The following is a 16148-nucleotide window of genomic DNA, read 5'->3' on the forward strand; positions in this document are numbered from 1 at the left end:
CGAGAAAGTAATGCTGCCTTTTTTACTTATAAGCATATTGCTTTCTCTCTTCATTCTACTACTAATCTATTGTTATTTGAAATGGAAAAGAGGAAAAGTTATGTCTGAAAATTTTGAGATTGATATTGAAGTTGATCAACAGGAGCAAGGTTCAACAGCAGTAGATCATATTACGCTCGAGGATACACTAAAGCTACTGAAGTCTGATGGGTTATTATCTGATCTTGATAATGATCTACACAAAATTCGTACGGGAAAGAAAGCTATAACAGATCATAAGGAATATTTTAAAACGCAGGTTGATAGTAAGCTTAAAAAGCTCTGCACGATATATCATCCTGACTCAGTACGAAGGCGAAATGGATCTGAAGAAGAAGTGCTGAAAGCAACAGCAGTGCAGGCAAAAATAAATCCCGTGCGAGATATACTAGGGCACTTTAATGAAAACTTTTCTCAATATGATGACTTTAAATATAGCTATTTTAGTAAAGTAGAGGTTAATTTGTTAGGTAATGAGGAAAAATTAAGACAAGTAAGCTATACTGTACTAAATAAACTAGGTGAGTTGTCTTATATCAAGCATGAGAAGTTAATACCTAATCTGAATCAATTTTTAAAATCAGGGCAAAGTAGCACGAAAGGATTTATCTCAGGTAGCTTTAATAAATTTCTTAAGGAAAGAAATAATGTTGAATTTTATTTTCGAGAATACTTATATGCTTACAAAGAATTATTCATTGATCTAAAGTCATTTTATGAGCTGTGTAAAGAAGATAATTATATGAAGCCCATTGCAGCTCAAATGTTAAATGAGTGTAGTACTCAGGGTAAAATATTGACTAAAATTGACGACTTTTTAGGTCAAAGTGAATTTCAACACAAGATGTTAATCAACGCAAACAACTTAATAAAATGTGGGTATCCTTATTGCATTAATAATCAAGAAGATTATCAAAAAGCAGATAAGTATTTTACTCTGCCATTTATAGAATATATAAATATTTTAGCTATATGCCATAAGGTTTATTTAACTCAAGAGCCTAGAAGTATAAATTTACTAGCATCATGGGTGCTATCGTTTACGACAGTTTGTAGTACCTCTAAAAATAGTGAAGTTATATGCAAAGCTAATAATGAAGTTATTGAAAATTTAAACGATCTTTTATCATTACATAGACTTTCTCATCACCTTTTGGCTTATTATTGCTATGGTAATGAAGCAAGTAGGGAATCGGCAGCTAAGTCTTTACATATTGACTCATTGAATAAAGAATATGCACTGCAGTTACTCGTTCAAGTGATCGATGTATACTCAGGCTATCTGGAAAGGGAGTTTCCGCCTGAAAAGGATTTTTATGAAAGGATTTTAGAAGTGCAGATGAATTTTTTAGAGACGATGGATAGTCTATACAACGAATTTTACAAAAAAATGGATAAACATGGTGAGCAATTTCTTAAAGAAGATTTAGAATTTCATAGACAAATCGATGGACAAGATTCAGAGCGTCGTCAGTTAGTTTCAGGACTTCTAGTAAAACGTATGGAACGTAGAAAAGCAACTTTTGCAAAAATAGAAAAAATGACAAATGGAAAAATATCTGAAAGTACTAAAGAAGAACAACAAAACAAAACCAGTTGCAGCTCACCTAGCCAACAATGTCCTAAAAATCAAGCTGGTGACCAGCTAGGTCCAGGTAGCAAATTGAGTGAAGCACAGCCAATATTGCGTAGCCATTCGCTTAACTCTTTACATTCTGATAATAGTGATATTAAAATAGACAGCAGTTCACAATGTCGTTAATCTGGCAGGCATAGCTAATTAACAAGCAGAAGCATAGCAGGCTCAGAGGTGTGCACATCAATGTCAGTGAAGTTTGTGGGAGTGTCAAGCTAAAGAATACAAAAGTTAGAAAAATTATTCTTGCATTAGCTTTTATCCGTGCTATGTATTACACATAATATTTTTGATAGATTAGAGGGAAAGCATGTTAACTAAAGGTACTGAACCTAAACAGGCTTTAGGTAATGAAACAAATCCAGGAGATGAAAAATGGTTGGAACAGGAAGAAGGGAAAACATCGCTAGAACAGGAAAAGCAGGATAAAACGGTAGAGAGTGAAAAATTTGCTAAACAGCGGCTAGAACGGGAAAAACAGTTAGAAGAGGAAGAACACCTAGAGCTGAAAAGATGGGAAGAACAGCTAAAACAGAAGGGAGGGGAAGAGTGGCTAGAATGGGAAGAACATAAAAAATGGCTGAAATGGGAAAAATTGGACGAACCGGCGAAATGGCTACTATTGCAAAATTGGCTAGAAGAAAGGAAGTGGCACCAGGAGGATAATGAGCATTATTTGATCAGAGAATGTTTCGAAATACGTCGTAATGATAATGATACTTTGATAGATTCTGCTAAAGGTTTAGGTACTATTAATTTAATGCGTGCATGGTTTTGTGATGAATCTGATTTAACAGAGAATCAAAAGAAGTTAAATACAAAATTATTAAATATTCTCAGCGGATATCCAGATACTGGTGGTAGAGGTAGTTGTAGCTATAGTATAAAAGTTTGTACATTTTTAAAAAGCAATAAGAACAATAAAGATCTGAAAACTGTTCTTAATCTTAAAAGAGGAGAATCTGGATTGACAGTATTGCATGCGGTAGTAAGTATGGCTGCAGAATATGGAGGAAGGTTAGCTGAAGAATATGTATCTGCTGCATGTTCACTCATAGAAGCAGGAGCTGATCCTAATGTACAGAATGATAGAGGGCAGACACCTTTGCATTATGCTGCTATTGGGTCTGGAGGTGATGGTATAGATCGCCTCATAGAAGCAGGGGCTGATCCTAATGCACAGGATATTGAAGGGAAAACACCTTTGTATTATGCTGCTGGCCTTGGTCATGACAGAGGTATAGAATTGCTCCTACGGAAGAAAGCTAAGTGCGATGTACTTGATAAAACAAGGAAAACCCCACTACAAGTTGCAATTGATAATCATCAATACCACGTTAAGAGACACTTCCCAACTGACAATCAAAAGAGGTTGGATAAAGAATTACGTGATATAATGTGCAAACGTTTCCCTATTAATGACAATTGGGATGAAGATGATAATCTCATTGCTGAAGCCGTTAAAAATCTAATTGCTGAAGTCGTTAAAAATCTAAAAGAGTTTTTGGATAAACATGAGGGTGACCAAGATCTAAAAGTGGTTTTAAATTTTTATGATGAAGAAGGAAAATCAATAATGTTGCAACATGCCAGAGATATTTCTTCTGTTTCTGAAGCTGCTACTGAAGTAGAAGACTTACTTTTGAAAGCAGGAGCAACTGACCAAAAAGACTATAACAGGGAAAAATGTTTGCCCAAATCCAGGACCCTATGGGATGATTTAACACCAGACCAGAAGAAGAAGCGAGATGAATTTTTTGCTAAAGTAAATCAAGCTCAAGATATGAAACAACTGGAAGAAGTCGTAGATCAAACTATACGGTCTGGAGTAAGGCTTAACTTTATTGATCCAGAGGAAGTAGCGCAACAAGATAAAGGTAGTTTTACAGATCATGTAATGAAAAAAATTAGTGCATTAAAAGAGAGTTCTGAAATTGCTAGTGGTATAATATATAAATTAGTATCAAAAGGAGCAGTGTTACATAACTTGGATAGACTGGAATCAGGATTTAAGGATCATAAAACCAATATAAAAAGAGCTCATAAAAATTATATGAATAATGCTCTAGAATTTACGAAAATTGTTAAAAATGCGGCTGCTGGTAGAGTAAAAGATGTAAAAATGGATAATTCTACTTTTTACTTAGAATACTCAGAGGACAGCACAATAAATGTTGCAAAAATTACAGATGGAGCAAGGGATTTAGGGTTAGTTCAAGGGGAAATAGAATATGGAAGAGATATAATAAAGATCGGTAAAAGTGAGGTAGAAATTATAACAGCAAATGGCATAAGGAATTACACAGACCTTGCAGATAATAGTGATATAGTATTGACTTTCCATACCAGTCAGGGGAAATTAGACGTTAGATTGTATCCTGACAAACAAGATAAAATAATAGTAGAAGTGAGTAATAAAAAGGAAATATTGGAAAAGTTCAAAAATTGTAAAGAAGAATTAGGTAAGAATTGCTCATTTGGTGGGGATTCAGTATACGATGCTATTGAACAGGGATATTTTGAAAGGTCTGGAAAATTGATGCGTTCTGAAGCAATGAGTCAATCTAATGGACAGAAAAAAGGGAGTTGGTGTGAAAGAATAAGCAGAGCCTCAAACTCAGAACAAACAACAAGCCGTGCTATGAGATAAAATGGATGGTGCTATCAGGTTAATGGCTTAAGAGATTTTCTAAGGAAATTGTCTTGATATTTATGATCTTTCAAGCATACCACTAGCTTTAAGATTTTTTAGGTCAGTTGCCTGGTGTACTACATTAATAGGAACACCTACCTCAAGTAGATTCTTCACCAACTCTTGAAATTCAGCTAACTTTAATAGACTTTAGCATAAAGAAGTTGAACATTTCTTCAGAATTGTGTATAATCATTAATGCTTTTTAGGTTAATTTCTTATGACTTTTTCTAAGTTTCTTGATCCCAAAAATGATATATCGTTCAAGCGTATCTTTGGTACTGAAAAAAATAAGGATATTCTTATTCACTTCCTCAATGATATCCTTGGCTTCACTGGTAAAAATGAAATAAAGGATATAGAGTTTTTAAGTACTATTCAAGACCCTGATATTGCTGCTAAAAAGCAAAGTATTGTTGATGTTCTCTGTAGAGATGAAAATGGACTGCAAGTAATAGTCGAAATGCAGGTCGCTAAAACTAAAGGCTTCGAGAAACGTGCTCAATACTATGCAGCTAAAGCTTATTCAAGACAAGCTGACAAGGGTGATCAATACCATGACCTTAAGGAAATTATCTTCATTGCTATAGCAGATTGTGTACTGTTTCCTAATAAATCTGAATACAAGTCAAAGCATACTATTCGAGATGAAGATACTAATGAGCATGATCTAAAAGATTTCTATTTTATATTTATTGAGTTGCCAAAATTTCCAAAGAATAAGGAAGATCAATTGGAGAATATAGTAGAAAAGTGGGCTTATTTCTTTAGGTATGCAGAGGAAACCAGTGAAGAGGAGCTGGAAAAAATAATAGGGAGTGATTTTATAATCAAAAAAGCCTATGAAGAGCTAAATAGATTTAACTGGTCAGAGAAAGAATTTATTGCCTACGAACAGGAAATAAAACGTATTCTTGATGAACAGGCTGTCCTCGCTCAAAGACTCGATGATGCTACTGAACAAGGCAAAAAAATTGGTAAAGAGGAAGGAAAAATTGAAGGAAAAATTGAAGGAAAAATTGAAGTAGCAAAAACAATGCTGGCTAATAATGTTGATGTTGACACTATTGTCAAGTTTACTGGTCTTTCTATAAGTGAGATAAAAGAATTGCAGAAAGTTTAATAACTTATAGATTCTTCTAAAGAAATTAGCTTATTTGAAATTTACTTGACGTTTTTTGAGTATGTCCTTTTATGTTGGATTCAAAGGAGATTGGATAACAGGCTGCTCCACACTTTTTACTTTCTCGAGCTTGGTGTTGGGATTTATGATATTATATAGCGCAAAACTTACACAAGCTAATCCAACTATCCCGCCAACTACCGCTATAGCGTACATTTTCAATATACAAGCTACAATGCCACAGACTAGTAATACCGCACCAACAACACTAGCCAAGATTGCTTGCCTTTGTTGCGTTGTTTTTGTTGGTGGTTTGTCTTTTTCATCTATGGTAAAACATAGTTCTATTTCAGCGGGATTTGGCTCTTGCTCATTAGTTTCTCTATCGACGGAAGTTGGTTCTACAGTGGTTTCTACTGAATCATTTTGGGCTTTTTCGCTACTTTCAAATATTGGTTGTCCCGTCTCACTATTTTTATTACATAATTTTGTGTCAGTTTCTGTAGCTTTATCAATTACGTGAGTAGTATCTTTATTTGTTACACCATATTTACATACTTCACGCACTTCCTTACTATTTTCATCTTTAGCTGTAGTAGTTTTGGTTGTAGGTGTGGTTTGCTGTTCTATGGTCGTTTTTATGCTAGGAATATCTTCTAAAATTTTTTGCCTTCTTCTCTTTTCTGTGCTGCTAGAAACACTTGGCTCTTGTTCTTTTGCGGCAGCGCTATTTTTGAATTTTTTAGCAATACTTTTCCATATTTTTTTCGGTGTTCTCATGATGTTTTTCTCCTATTTCTTTTGTAAATTAAGATCATAAAACTTTTCCAATTGCTCACTCCACAGCATTGGTATTTCCCTTAAATCAACCAACCTCAAACTACTTGGCTGCCTCCCATTTACTATGTCTTCTTTGATCTTTGGTGCTAAATAATTTAACCTTAAAATTTGTTGTATGCGCCTTGTACCTATATTAATTTTAACGCTCAGCTCTTTCACACTTCTATATTTTCCTGCCTCCAGTTGATGTTTCCACAGATGAGCCCTTACCACTGCTTTCAGTAGCGCATTATTTGTTTTCCCCTCTGGTTCTACTACCGTGCATTTATTTCCTTTCTTTTTTAAACTCATTGGTATAAATTTTTCCTCTGATTCAGAACAGACATCTATTCCATCCTCTCTCATCCATACTGTCTTTATTAATTTCTTCACCTCTTCTTTCTGTTTTCCAAAACTTAAATTTTTCCACTCTTCCGCTTTTTCTTCCAAATTTTCATATAGGCGTTCAGCTCTCTTCATCACTTCTTTTTCTACTTCTCCTGCTACTACTGTTCGGTTCACTGATCCACAATCTTTTCCTCTTAAATGGTTATTGCATATATAATATCGATACCTTTTATTTTCTTTTTTTGAGTATGTCAGCGTCATGTTTACTTTGCAGCATCTGCATCTTATCATCCCCTTTAGCAGCGCTTCCTCATATTTTACTCCTCGATATGGTTGATTCTTTATCAATTCCTGCGCTTTTTGCCATTTTTCTTCTTCTATTATTGCCTCATGCTTTCCTTTATATTGTTTCTCATAATGTCTGATTTTTCCCATATATATCGGATTTGTTATTATTCTCCTTACCGTGGCCTTTTTAAAGATATCTGATCTTGCTTTCGTTCGGTACCCTTGGCTATTTAACTCTCTTGCTAATCCTGCCATTGACTTCAACTCCATATACCTCTCAAATATATGTTTCACCGTCTTTGCTTCTTTCTCATTTATTATTAATTCTTTATCTTTCACATCATACCCTAGCGGCAAAGTTCCTCCCATCCATAACCCTTGTTCTTTCGATGTTGCTATTTTATTTTTTACTCTCTCTACTATCATTTCTCTTTCTAGTTGTGCTGCTCCTGATAACACTGTTTGCACAAATTTTCCCATTGGTGTGTTGTTATCAAATATTTGCGTCACTGCTACAAAACTTATCCGGTGCCTTCTAAAAAATGACGTTACTTCTATGCAGTCCTTTGTTTTCCTTGATAACCTATCGAGCGTATACACTACCACACAGTCCACTTCTCCTGCCTTTACATCTTCAAACAATTCCTTTATTGCTGGTCTATTTAAATTACTCCCTGAAAACCCACCGTCGTCGTACTTTTTTGCCAATGTTATCCATCCTTCTTTGCTCTTTATGTATTTTTCACATGCTACTCGCTGCGCATCTAAACTGTTAAACTTTTGTTCTAGTCCATCTTCATTTGATTTTCTTGTATATATCGCACATCTTATTTCCTCACACACTTTTTTTCTCCTTTTCACGCATGCCAAACAAGAGCGGTCCGTTGTAACTCATTCCCATTATTTTTCCTGCTACTGCTGATAATGATGTATAAAACTCTTCTCTATAGATCAAACCTGTATTTGTTACCATTACAACGTGAACTTCTTCCCCTCTCTCTAATATCAACTCTGTTCCCTCTACTGGCAGTTTATCGCTACTTATTCTTTTTCCCTTCTCTAGTCGATCTGCTAGGTATTCCAGTCTTTTTGCCCCTTTTCTTGATATTTCTCCATACGCTTTCTCCTGCATCCTATATGCTAACCTCGGTACCAGATATTTCTTTGTGTATTTAGGTGCTTCTTCCCCATATACCTTTTTCCATATTTTTCTCAGCTCTACTAATGGTTTCTCATCTAAACTCCTTACTTTTTTTTCTACTTTTTCCATGCCTCTCTCCTGAATTTTTAAAAAGGTTACAGCACTTTTTCATCCACAGTTTCTAGCTCTTCTTTTACACCAACTGCCGTGCTTTCCGATACGATTTTTATTTTTTCTATAAACTCTCTCTGTTTATTTGCCATTTTTACATTCTCTAACACTTCTTTTATCTCTTTATTATTTCTCGCATAATCCATTGGGGTTTTGCCAGATTTATCCTTTTGCTCTATATTTGCTCCGGCTTTTACTAGTTCTTCTACTATTTTTATCCCTGCCACCATGTAGCATAAGTGTTGAAAGTGCTATAAGTGGCATTATATAAGGTGGTTAATGGCATAAATTTCAATGATAATAAAATAAATCAAAAAAGCGCCTTTTTGCCTGTGGTTAGAAGGTTTAAGCGAATTTTTGACGTGGTTTATCTGCTTTCCCAACAACGAAGGTTGATATCAAGAGGAGATTTACATACCATTAATCACCTTGTGTGACTGCACTTTCAACACTTATGCACCATGCAGGCAAGGTGCAACGGAGCAAATTTGCTACTTCGTTCCACTGCGTTTACCTCCACTCCTGCCTTTATCAGCTCTTTTATATTTTCTACACGTTGCCCCATCACTGCTAGGTGTAGTGGTCTATATTTCCCGGCATCTGCTGCATCTACATCTGCTCCCTTTTGGATTAATAATCTCACTTTTTTGGGATCTGGCATTCCTACCGCGTAATGCAATATCGTCCTCCCTTTTGTGTCTTTTTTATTAATATTTTCTATTGAGTTATCTAATACTTCTTTCCACGACTTATTAAATTCTTCTCTTTCTTTCTTACTAAATTTTACCATAAGTTCCTCAGCTATTAATACAATATAAAGTGCCTCCAATTTGGCTCACTTTAGCGCTTAGTAAATCTTGTTTGTTTACTAGCTACTTTTTCACTTAGGGCTGTTTTGGCATAAAAAGCAAGTTTTTTTTTACAAAATATACACATTTTTTCAGCATATTATATTAAGATATAAATCTATATATTTAATATATTAAATAAAAGCCACTTGCTTCTTCCTATTTCTCTTCCAGTAGTAAGGATTCTTTTTCTATTAATTCCACTACTTCCTTAAAACTCATCACTTCTCCCTCCGGGCCTTTATTACACCTTTCCATTATTTCTTCTATTGCCTTGTTTGCTTCTCCATTCATCACTTCTACATCTCTCATATTCACTCCCTTCTTTTCTAGATAACTTGTCACCCTCGGATAAATTTTTGCATAGTTTAGTGGGCTGCATTCAAACCTATCTATTGCATTCATATCTCCTCCTGCTTTTATCAGTTCTTCTATTGTCCTTATTCTTCCTGCTAAACTTGCAAAATGTAGTGGCACTGCTTTGTTATTAGACCTTGCATTTACTTCGCCTCCGTTCTTTATCAGGGCTCTCACATTTTTTCTACGCCCTAAAAATGCTGCTAGATGCAACGGCGTTTCATTTCTATTATTTCTCTCGTTAACGTTTGCTCCTTTTTTTATTAATAGCTCTACTATTTCTGGCTCTGACACTTGTGCTGCTCGGTGCAATATTGTACAACCTTCTGTGTCTTTCTCATTTATTTGTTGAAACTCGTTTACTGATATTGCTTTCAATAACTCTTCAAAAGCATTTTTTGTTTCTTTGTTAAACTTTACCATAATATACCTCAACTATCTATCTTTCATCAAATTCTTTAATCATAGTGTTCATCTTGCCCACCACCCTGCTTATTACTTTGTTAAAATCTTCTATTATTAGCGACTCATCTCTTTTTCTTATTTCTTCTAAACTTACCACCTTCCCTTTTAACTTCGGTAAAAATTTTCTACTCCATACATCTACCATTTCTCCAACTGATTCCACTACTTCATCGCATATTTTTGGTGTATCTCTTACTATACCTCCTTGCTTTTCCAGGAATTTCCTTGCCTCTTTATTCTTTTCATTGGCCATTAGCCAATACATCGGTGTATTACCAAATTTATCCGGCTGATTAACGGCCGCTCCTGCTTTTACTAGCTCTTTTATTATCCTTTCTGCCCATACCATACACGCAAGATGCAGTGGCGTATATTTGCTAATTCCTTCAGTAGCATTTACTTCCGCTCCTGATCTTATCAGCTCTTTTACGTTCTCTAGACGTTTCGCCGATACTGCCCAATGGAGCGGTGTAAAACCTCTGTTATCTCTTGCATTGACGTCCGCTCCTTTCCTGACTAGAAAACTTACTTTTTTTCCTGTCGACATTCTTGCTGCCTTGTGCAGTATTGTTTCTCCTTTTTCATCTTTTTCGTTAATATTCTTAAACGAGTTGTCTAATAATTCATAAAATGACTTATTAAAAGCTTTTCTTTTTTCCTCACTGAACTTCATACATACCTCACTATAAAAACATACGCCAATTTGGCTTTCTTTAGTGCAAGATCATTTTTTTTTGTTTACTTGCTACTATTTAAGTTATGCGTGTTTTAGTATAAAAAGGCAAGTCTTTTTTCACGTAGTACACCTTTTTTAACTAAATACTAATATAGTATATGAAGATATAAATATATATGTTTGGTATATTAAGCATATGGGCTGTTTTTCTTCCCAAGACCTGTTCAAATGTCGATGTTCGTGCCACGTTAGTACACCCGGGTAAAACACTAAAATGTAATTTTCCGGTTCACGTGTTGAATCTTTTTGCTTTGAATCTAAATCGTTTTCATAGTAGAAAATGTGTTCTGCTAAACCATATCTTATAACTTTCTGGTTGGTAAAATCTTCTACCTTGTAGTGGTGAGTAACGCTAAACCTTTCTAAAATTGGCTTGTACTTTAAGTTCCACAGTTGTTCAGACAGTTTACTACTTCCTAGTAAAAATTTACTTCCTTCTTCTTCCACACTACCAACCGGAAAACATGCGTTTATTTCTCCTAAGTTCCAGCTATCTGATAATACTATCTGCGCTTTAGCAAACTTAATCTCAGGTAATAAGCTCTGTGGTAGCGGATATAGCGTTTTTAAATTATTCCACTGATGACTTCTTTCATAAATACCGTTATAATTCTTTGTGTGAGGCTCGGTTTCTCCAAGGATTGCTACATCCAAGCGATATATGTCATTGCTTAAAGCTCGTTCATAATGATCGCGTAGATAGTTTTCTATAATCCTAATAACTGGACCATGAGACCTGAAAAAATTTACTCTTCCAAATGACAACACTGGTCCATCTTTTTCGACCTTTGTACCAGAGTAGTCTGATAATAAGCTGCCAAAAAAACTTTCGTCTAAAATAAACCTATCAACATTGTAATAATCGTTAAAAATTCTCATTAGCCTCGATCTTGCAGGTAGTGATAGTTTTGCTAGTTCTACTACTGCATCTACAAAGAAATCATTTGGTACGTCTCTTATCCCTACCTGCAACTCAAAAAAGTGTTTACCGGGTGGCTCTTCAATAATTGTAATATCTTCTATATTTGCCCACTTTAATGCTATTTTAAGTGACGCTGGTGTTCCTCTTAAACGCTGAAATTTTACTCCTTCTTTTATCGCCTTTCCTTTCCAGCGTAGAATTTCCCCCAATCCATATTCTTCAACCAACCACGGTAATATTTTTTCCCCTAGGCTAAATTTAAATCCTTTTACACAGCTTGGGTCTACTTTGTAATCTATTGCATCAACCAGCGCTTTTTCTTGTTTTGTTGCATTTGGCGGTAATAGCATTAATTCAACTCAACATTTAAACTTCTTAAGGCAGCGCACTCATTCCCCAGTACCACAACATCCTCTTTTGGCTCGATTAATTCCACGTTTTCTACTCCCTCCACAAACAGGTTGGCTATAATCCATGATTTCGTTACTTTCCATCCCAATCTTTTCGTTGATTCAAATTTTTCTATAAATTTCTTCTTCACTGTTTCAACAATATCTGGTCTTTTAATACTAATTCTGCTGTGGATATTTATTTCTATAATATTGCAACCAACTACTGTTATCGTATCTGTTAATACCCTTATATCATCCCTGGTGACTTGCTTTCTTACAATATCAAGTAGTTCTTCAGACGCTATGCCATTTGTGGATAACTCCGTGGATAAAATCGAGATCTCTACACTCCCTGGCACTTTTGATTCAACCAATGCATCCTTTACTCTTCTATCTGCTGAGAGTGCATGATATCGATAATGTTCTTTACTCCCTCCGGTACTCCAGCCAACTATCTTTGCTTTAATTCTTTTTCTGAAACGTTCATCATCTTCCCCTTTTTCCCTTTCTACTCCATAAAACTCAGCTAAATTATCTAGGTCTTCTCCTCCTGCAAACTTCAGTACATTACTTTTTACTGCCTCATTTACTCTTTCTCTCAGCAAAAGTTCTCTCCAGGCTGCTACTTCTAATATCTTCATCGCTGGGTCACTTTCTACTAATGCCGTAAAACTTGCATCATGCTTCACTAATTCTTCTTTCATCCGAGAAAAAATCTCTTCAAAGTTCAGTGGTTCGATAATATTTGGCTGCTCCATCTTTATACCACAACCCCGTCAAAGCGAATTTTTTCTCCTTTTGGTAGATAAATCCCATCCAAAGAAATTGTGACTTTCCCTTCTTTTACTTCTGTGATTTTTACTTTCTCGAGTTTGAACCTTGTTTCCCATTTTTCTAGTGCTTCCGCTGTTGCCGCATAAATTTCTAACGTAAAATCTCTATTTATTGGCCGATCAATTAACTCAAGTAATCTTGACCCATAGTTCCTACGCATGATTCTGCTGCCTATCGGCGTGGTCAGTATGTCAACTATCGATTGCTTTAGATGGTTTAATCCTTCCAATTCCTTTCCCGTGCTAGCATTCATGCCTCTCATTTCTTAACTTGTAAATACATTTTTGCTAACGCTCATCACATGAAAACCACACGATACCAAGTCACCTGTTCTTGTTATTCCCATATCATTAATAAATACGCTGTTTGATCCTTGCATTAGTTTCTCCCCTAGAGTTAAGATATCTCCTTTTCGACACACAGATCTACCGTTTACAAAAACATCGCTGCTTCCACTCATACAAACATGTGCTGGTATTCCACTGCAATAATCTCCTACACAAACGATTGCTTTACCCATATACTAGTTTAGATCTATTCTTTTTCCTTTGAGTTTTATTCCCTTTTTTGTCATTTCTATACTTGATTCCCCAACTTTTAGCGTTATTTTATCTATTACATCTATCTCTAAATGATGTTTATCTTTATCGTACGATAACTTTGTCCCATCTTGAAATTTTGCACTATTTATTTCCTTTTTATTCTCCGGAGGCGGATATTTCTCCTGATAAATTGCCGGTAGCACCACCCCTAATGACAACTCTCCATATGGCGATAATACTATTACTTGCTCATCAATATTCGGCGCAAACCAACTTCTATCTTCTCCTGCTCTTGCCGTTACCCATGGAAGCCAATCGGTTATAAATTCTCCTACTTTTACCCGCACTCTTGCCTTTTCATGGTCTATTTCTTTAACTAGACCTATACGAATAATGTTTACTAGCCTTCTATTTAGCTCTGCAATCGCAAAATTATGGTCTAACATTTTCCCCCACACTGATAATATGCGGTATAATACCAGTTTCTAACCACATTGATTGACCTGTATGTAGCTCGTGAACCCATTCTACCAACCACACTAAATATGCATCCAACTCTGGTTTAAAATTGTCTACTTCCGCTGATAAAAATTCTCCCGGCAAAACATTTTCCACGTTCCAAGTATTTTTATTCACTACTCTTGCAACTTCTGCTGCCAGTAACCTTACAACCACCGAGGAATCCTCGACTGTTCCATCAACTACAATTCTTGCTTCAAATCTTGCTCTCAGCGCAAACTCCTCTGTCCCAGGATCTTTTCCCGCTTCTAAACTCACAAGCTCTACAAATAACGCTGGCGCTAATAATTCTTTTCTTATCGTTGGATACACTTCACATGTCTGTATCGCTGGTATTTCTTCCTTTAGCATTGTACAAATCTTCTGATGTAGATCTCTCCAAAACATACATTATGATCCTCTTAAAATAAAATTAAGTTCATGGTCGAAATACTTCTCAAATACTCTTTCTACTTCATTTTCAGCTAACTCTTTCATTATTTCCCGAGCTTGCGTGTTTACTTTAATTTCATCTATTGGTAACGGTGTCATGTACCTTCTTTTGAATATTCCTATATGACCATTTTTCATTGTTGCTATAAATGCTCCTTCATACATACGGCTTCCTACCTTTGCTCCTATCTTTGTCTGTTTTATACTCCCAAGTTTTGCTACTCCTATCCACTGCGAACTAAGCTTTATTATAGACCACAAACGCTTTCTATTTGCTTTATCCACACTTAACTTTTTTCTCATTGCTTTTTTTGGTATTTGTTTTTCTTCGCTAACTTGTTTGACTGTTTGCGATCTTACCCATAGTGCTGTTTTGTTTAGTGCCCTCACCGCTGCTTTTTCCACTTTCGCTTTCTCTGCATCTATGCTTTGCATAACTTCTTTGATGCTACCGCTAACTTCAACGTTAATACGCATTTGACGCTTGAATTTTCCAGATCATTCCAGAGTTATCTCTGAGTGGCGGTGAGTGTACTTTGTATCTACGGTCACCAATAATAAAGATATCTCCTACTACTGGCTGCAATACATCAAAGACACTCACCTCCAAAATCAATATCTCCCCTACAAATTGTCCTTCACCGATACCATAGAGTTTGTCTGGTTGCTGTTTTAATATCTGCACCATGTACGACTTATCCTTTGACTCATACAAAGCTTGCTCTCCTAAATGTGTAAAACAATCTGCAAATAATCTTTTAATATCTCTAAACATAATTTTTTAGTTGCTTTTTATTCTTTAGTTGATATAATGCTTCCTGTTCGGGGTATTAAAAACAATCTGCACTTAGCTTTACCTCACCTGTTATGCAGCAAGTTTTACAAGTATACCTGGGCGATGGCACATTGGTAGAGGGTTTGATTGGGTATGAAGGTCAGTCCCTCTATCAAATCTTCTTGGCTCTTGTTTTGCATATAACGGTTGCCCTAGTGTATTTACCGTCTCATTAAAGTCCGCTGGCGCAAAGTAAGTAGTAAATGTATTAGCTGTACCAAGTGGAAAACAGTGTCCCGCATCTTTTTCTATAAATCTTCTCACAATTCCTTCAGGATCAGTTGCTTGCCCTCTGTACTCCTCAAATGTTATTCCACAGAACGTAAATCCTGATCTCATGTCGTTCCGGAGTGCTGCTCCTTCTTGCCATCTCTCATATGCCTCTTTTACTTTGGCATGCGAAGTTAGTGCATCAAAAAACTCTGGACTTACCAGCGCATGAATCCCGGTCATGTATTCACCACTTAAGTTGTCCTCAACATGCCTCAATACTTCCAGACACTTACGCTTTACATCGGTGGTTGCTATTCCCAGTGCAAAATTTACTACTTTTGGTGTAATTTCAAATTCGTTATACAGATTTAATAACTCTGACCCATCTGCGTCTAAAATTATTCCTTTGAGCGCCCCCATTCGCAGATGCTCTAACGTTATCGCGTGTTTGTTTCTCATCAACTCCAGATGATCTGTTACCACGTTAGCCAACGCTTTCAATTCATTCTCTGACCCAAATGCCCTTATTCCTTGCACTTCCTCAGGTAACACTACGTCATCATGGGGAATATGTGGTATCGTAAATGTTCTTATTTTTCGTTTTCCGCGTTTTCCCACTGTTGCTGGTGCTCCGGGAACTTGCGTTGGTAATAAACTCAATACTCCGTTTTGCTCTTCTATCGTAATATGTCGGAATCTTACCGATCTACTTGGAAATAAATTTAAGCTTTCTGTTCGACCATAATTTATCGGCAATATGTTTATTGCTTTAGTTATAGCTCTTCTCATAATAGTC

Annotated in this window: 19 protein-coding genes; 3 read left to right on the top strand and 16 right to left on the bottom strand. The window is 35.9% G+C overall.

Annotated features, from left to right (window positions below; translation table 11 throughout):
* Positions 1-100: 100 nt before the first annotated feature.
* From ABWU58_RS01370 to ABWU58_RS01380, 3 genes are all read left to right on the top strand, one after another.
* Entirely contained in the window at positions 101-1801 is a 1701-nt protein-coding gene (locus tag ABWU58_RS01370) for a hypothetical protein (protein WP_353283371.1), read from the top strand.
* 184 nt (positions 1802-1985) lie between these two features.
* Complete coding sequence (locus ABWU58_RS01375) at positions 1986-4325, top strand: ankyrin repeat domain-containing protein (RefSeq protein ID WP_353283372.1); 2340 nt, start codon at positions 1986-1988, stop codon at positions 4323-4325.
* A 262-nt stretch (positions 4326-4587) separates the two neighbouring features.
* Entirely contained in the window at positions 4588-5490 is a 903-nt protein-coding gene (locus ABWU58_RS01380) for an Rpn family recombination-promoting nuclease/putative transposase (RefSeq protein ID WP_265016110.1), read from the top strand.
* Positions 5491-5559: 69 nt separating this feature from the next.
* On the opposite strand, the gene ABWU58_RS01385 is transcribed toward ABWU58_RS01380, so the two are convergent.
* From ABWU58_RS01385 to ABWU58_RS01460, 16 genes are all read right to left on the bottom strand, one after another.
* Complete coding sequence (locus ABWU58_RS01385) at positions 5560-6270, bottom strand: hypothetical protein (RefSeq protein ID WP_341816933.1); 711 nt, start codon at positions 6268-6270, stop codon at positions 5560-5562.
* A 12-nt stretch (positions 6271-6282) separates the two neighbouring features.
* Complete coding sequence (locus tag ABWU58_RS01390; RefSeq protein WP_353283373.1) at positions 6283-7788, bottom strand: recombinase family protein; 1506 nt, start codon at positions 7786-7788, stop codon at positions 6283-6285.
* On the bottom strand, positions 7781-8215 hold the full coding sequence (locus ABWU58_RS01395; RefSeq protein ID WP_265031282.1) for a DUF2924 domain-containing protein: 435 nt from the start codon (positions 8213-8215) through the stop codon (positions 7781-7783). The genes ABWU58_RS01390 and ABWU58_RS01395 overlap by 8 nt, the downstream gene beginning before the upstream one ends.
* Positions 8216-8241: 26 nt before the next feature.
* Positions 8242-8487 (bottom strand): hypothetical protein, encoded by a 246-nt coding sequence (locus ABWU58_RS01400; protein ID WP_410542045.1) that lies wholly within the window; start codon positions 8485-8487, stop codon positions 8242-8244.
* Positions 8488-8702: 215 nt separating this feature from the next.
* Entirely contained in the window at positions 8703-9086 is a 384-nt protein-coding gene (locus ABWU58_RS01405; RefSeq protein ID WP_353283374.1) for an ankyrin repeat domain-containing protein, read from the bottom strand.
* A gap of 178 nt (positions 9087-9264) precedes the next feature.
* Positions 9265-9885: an ankyrin repeat domain-containing protein gene (locus ABWU58_RS01410; protein WP_341823706.1), complete on the bottom strand. Its 621-nt coding sequence runs from the start codon at positions 9883-9885 to the stop codon at positions 9265-9267.
* Between the two features lie 16 nt (positions 9886-9901).
* Positions 9902-10600 (bottom strand): ankyrin repeat domain-containing protein, encoded by a 699-nt coding sequence (locus ABWU58_RS01415; protein ID WP_341823705.1) that lies wholly within the window; start codon positions 10598-10600, stop codon positions 9902-9904.
* 138 nt (positions 10601-10738) lie between these two features.
* The gene (locus ABWU58_RS01420) at positions 10739-11935 is read right to left on the bottom strand and encodes a phage tail protein (RefSeq protein ID WP_265031286.1); all 1197 of its coding nucleotides are present in this window, start codon (positions 11933-11935) and stop codon (positions 10739-10741) included.
* Positions 11935-12735, bottom strand: a complete 801-nt coding sequence (locus tag ABWU58_RS01425; protein ID WP_265031287.1) for a baseplate J/gp47 family protein — start codon at positions 12733-12735, stop codon at positions 11935-11937. The genes ABWU58_RS01420 and ABWU58_RS01425 overlap by 1 nt, the downstream gene beginning before the upstream one ends.
* A gap of 2 nt (positions 12736-12737) precedes the next feature.
* A complete protein-coding gene (locus ABWU58_RS01430; protein WP_265031288.1) occupies positions 12738-13073 on the bottom strand; it encodes a GPW/gp25 family protein in 336 nt (111 codons plus the stop codon).
* 3 nt (positions 13074-13076) lie between these two features.
* A complete protein-coding gene (locus tag ABWU58_RS01435) occupies positions 13077-13331 on the bottom strand; it encodes a PAAR domain-containing protein (RefSeq protein ID WP_265031289.1) in 255 nt (84 codons plus the stop codon).
* A 3-nt stretch (positions 13332-13334) separates the two neighbouring features.
* Positions 13335-13799: a phage baseplate assembly protein V gene (locus ABWU58_RS01440; protein ID WP_353283375.1), complete on the bottom strand. Its 465-nt coding sequence runs from the start codon at positions 13797-13799 to the stop codon at positions 13335-13337.
* Positions 13786-14259, bottom strand: a complete 474-nt coding sequence (locus ABWU58_RS01445; RefSeq protein ID WP_353283376.1) for a hypothetical protein — start codon at positions 14257-14259, stop codon at positions 13786-13788. The genes ABWU58_RS01440 and ABWU58_RS01445 overlap by 14 nt, the downstream gene beginning before the upstream one ends.
* A gap of 3 nt (positions 14260-14262) precedes the next feature.
* Positions 14263-14781: a phage tail protein gene (locus ABWU58_RS01450; protein WP_353283377.1), complete on the bottom strand. Its 519-nt coding sequence runs from the start codon at positions 14779-14781 to the stop codon at positions 14263-14265.
* Positions 14771-15079, bottom strand: coding sequence for a hypothetical protein (locus ABWU58_RS01455; RefSeq protein ID WP_353283378.1), 309 nt, complete (start codon positions 15077-15079; stop codon positions 14771-14773). Before ABWU58_RS01455 ends, ABWU58_RS01450 begins: the two co-directional genes overlap by 11 nt.
* Before the next feature lie 90 nt (positions 15080-15169).
* A complete protein-coding gene (locus ABWU58_RS01460) occupies positions 15170-16141 on the bottom strand; it encodes a major capsid protein (protein ID WP_353283379.1) in 972 nt (323 codons plus the stop codon).
* Between the last annotated feature and the right edge of the window lie 7 nt (positions 16142-16148).

The sequence above is a fragment of the Wolbachia endosymbiont (group A) of Pogonocherus hispidulus genome, from assembly GCF_964028195.1.
GTDB lineage: Bacteria > Pseudomonadota > Alphaproteobacteria > Rickettsiales > Anaplasmataceae > Wolbachia.

Coding starts and splice junctions, on each gene's coding strand:
- ABWU58_RS01370 (WP_353283371.1), top strand. CDS start 101: ATGTCTGAAAATTTTGAGATTGATATTGAAGTTGATCAACAGGAGCAA.
- ABWU58_RS01375 (WP_353283372.1), top strand. CDS start 1,986: ATGTTAACTAAAGGTACTGAACCTAAACAGGCTTTAGGTAATGAAACA.
- ABWU58_RS01380 (WP_265016110.1), top strand. CDS start 4,588: ATGACTTTTTCTAAGTTTCTTGATCCCAAAAATGATATATCGTTCAAG.
- ABWU58_RS01385 (WP_341816933.1), bottom strand. CDS start 6,270: ATGAGAACACCGAAAAAAATATGGAAAAGTATTGCTAAAAAATTCAAA.
- ABWU58_RS01395 (WP_265031282.1), bottom strand. CDS start 8,215: ATGGAAAAAGTAGAAAAAAAAGTAAGGAGTTTAGATGAGAAACCATTA.
- ABWU58_RS01400 (WP_410542045.1), bottom strand. CDS start 8,487: ATGGTGGCAGGGATAAAAATAGTAGAAGAACTAGTAAAAGCCGGAGCA.
- ABWU58_RS01410 (WP_341823706.1), bottom strand. CDS start 9,885: ATGGTAAAGTTTAACAAAGAAACAAAAAATGCTTTTGAAGAGTTATTG.
- ABWU58_RS01415 (WP_341823705.1), bottom strand. CDS start 10,600: ATGAAGTTCAGTGAGGAAAAAAGAAAAGCTTTTAATAAGTCATTTTAT.
- ABWU58_RS01420 (WP_265031286.1), bottom strand. CDS start 11,935: ATGCTATTACCGCCAAATGCAACAAAACAAGAAAAAGCGCTGGTTGAT.
- ABWU58_RS01425 (WP_265031287.1), bottom strand. CDS start 12,735: ATGGAGCAGCCAAATATTATCGAACCACTGAACTTTGAAGAGATTTTT.
- ABWU58_RS01430 (WP_265031288.1), bottom strand. CDS start 13,073: ATGAGAGGCATGAATGCTAGCACGGGAAAGGAATTGGAAGGATTAAAC.
- ABWU58_RS01435 (WP_265031289.1), bottom strand. CDS start 13,331: ATGGGTAAAGCAATCGTTTGTGTAGGAGATTATTGCAGTGGAATACCA.
- ABWU58_RS01440 (WP_353283375.1), bottom strand. CDS start 13,799: ATGTTAGACCATAATTTTGCGATTGCAGAGCTAAATAGAAGGCTAGTA.
- ABWU58_RS01445 (WP_353283376.1), bottom strand. CDS start 14,259: ATGTTTTGGAGAGATCTACATCAGAAGATTTGTACAATGCTAAAGGAA.
- ABWU58_RS01450 (WP_353283377.1), bottom strand. CDS start 14,781: ATGCGTATTAACGTTGAAGTTAGCGGTAGCATCAAAGAAGTTATGCAA.
- ABWU58_RS01455 (WP_353283378.1), bottom strand. CDS start 15,079: ATGTTTAGAGATATTAAAAGATTATTTGCAGATTGTTTTACACATTTA.
- ABWU58_RS01460 (WP_353283379.1), bottom strand. CDS start 16,141: ATGAGAAGAGCTATAACTAAAGCAATAAACATATTGCCGATAAATTAT.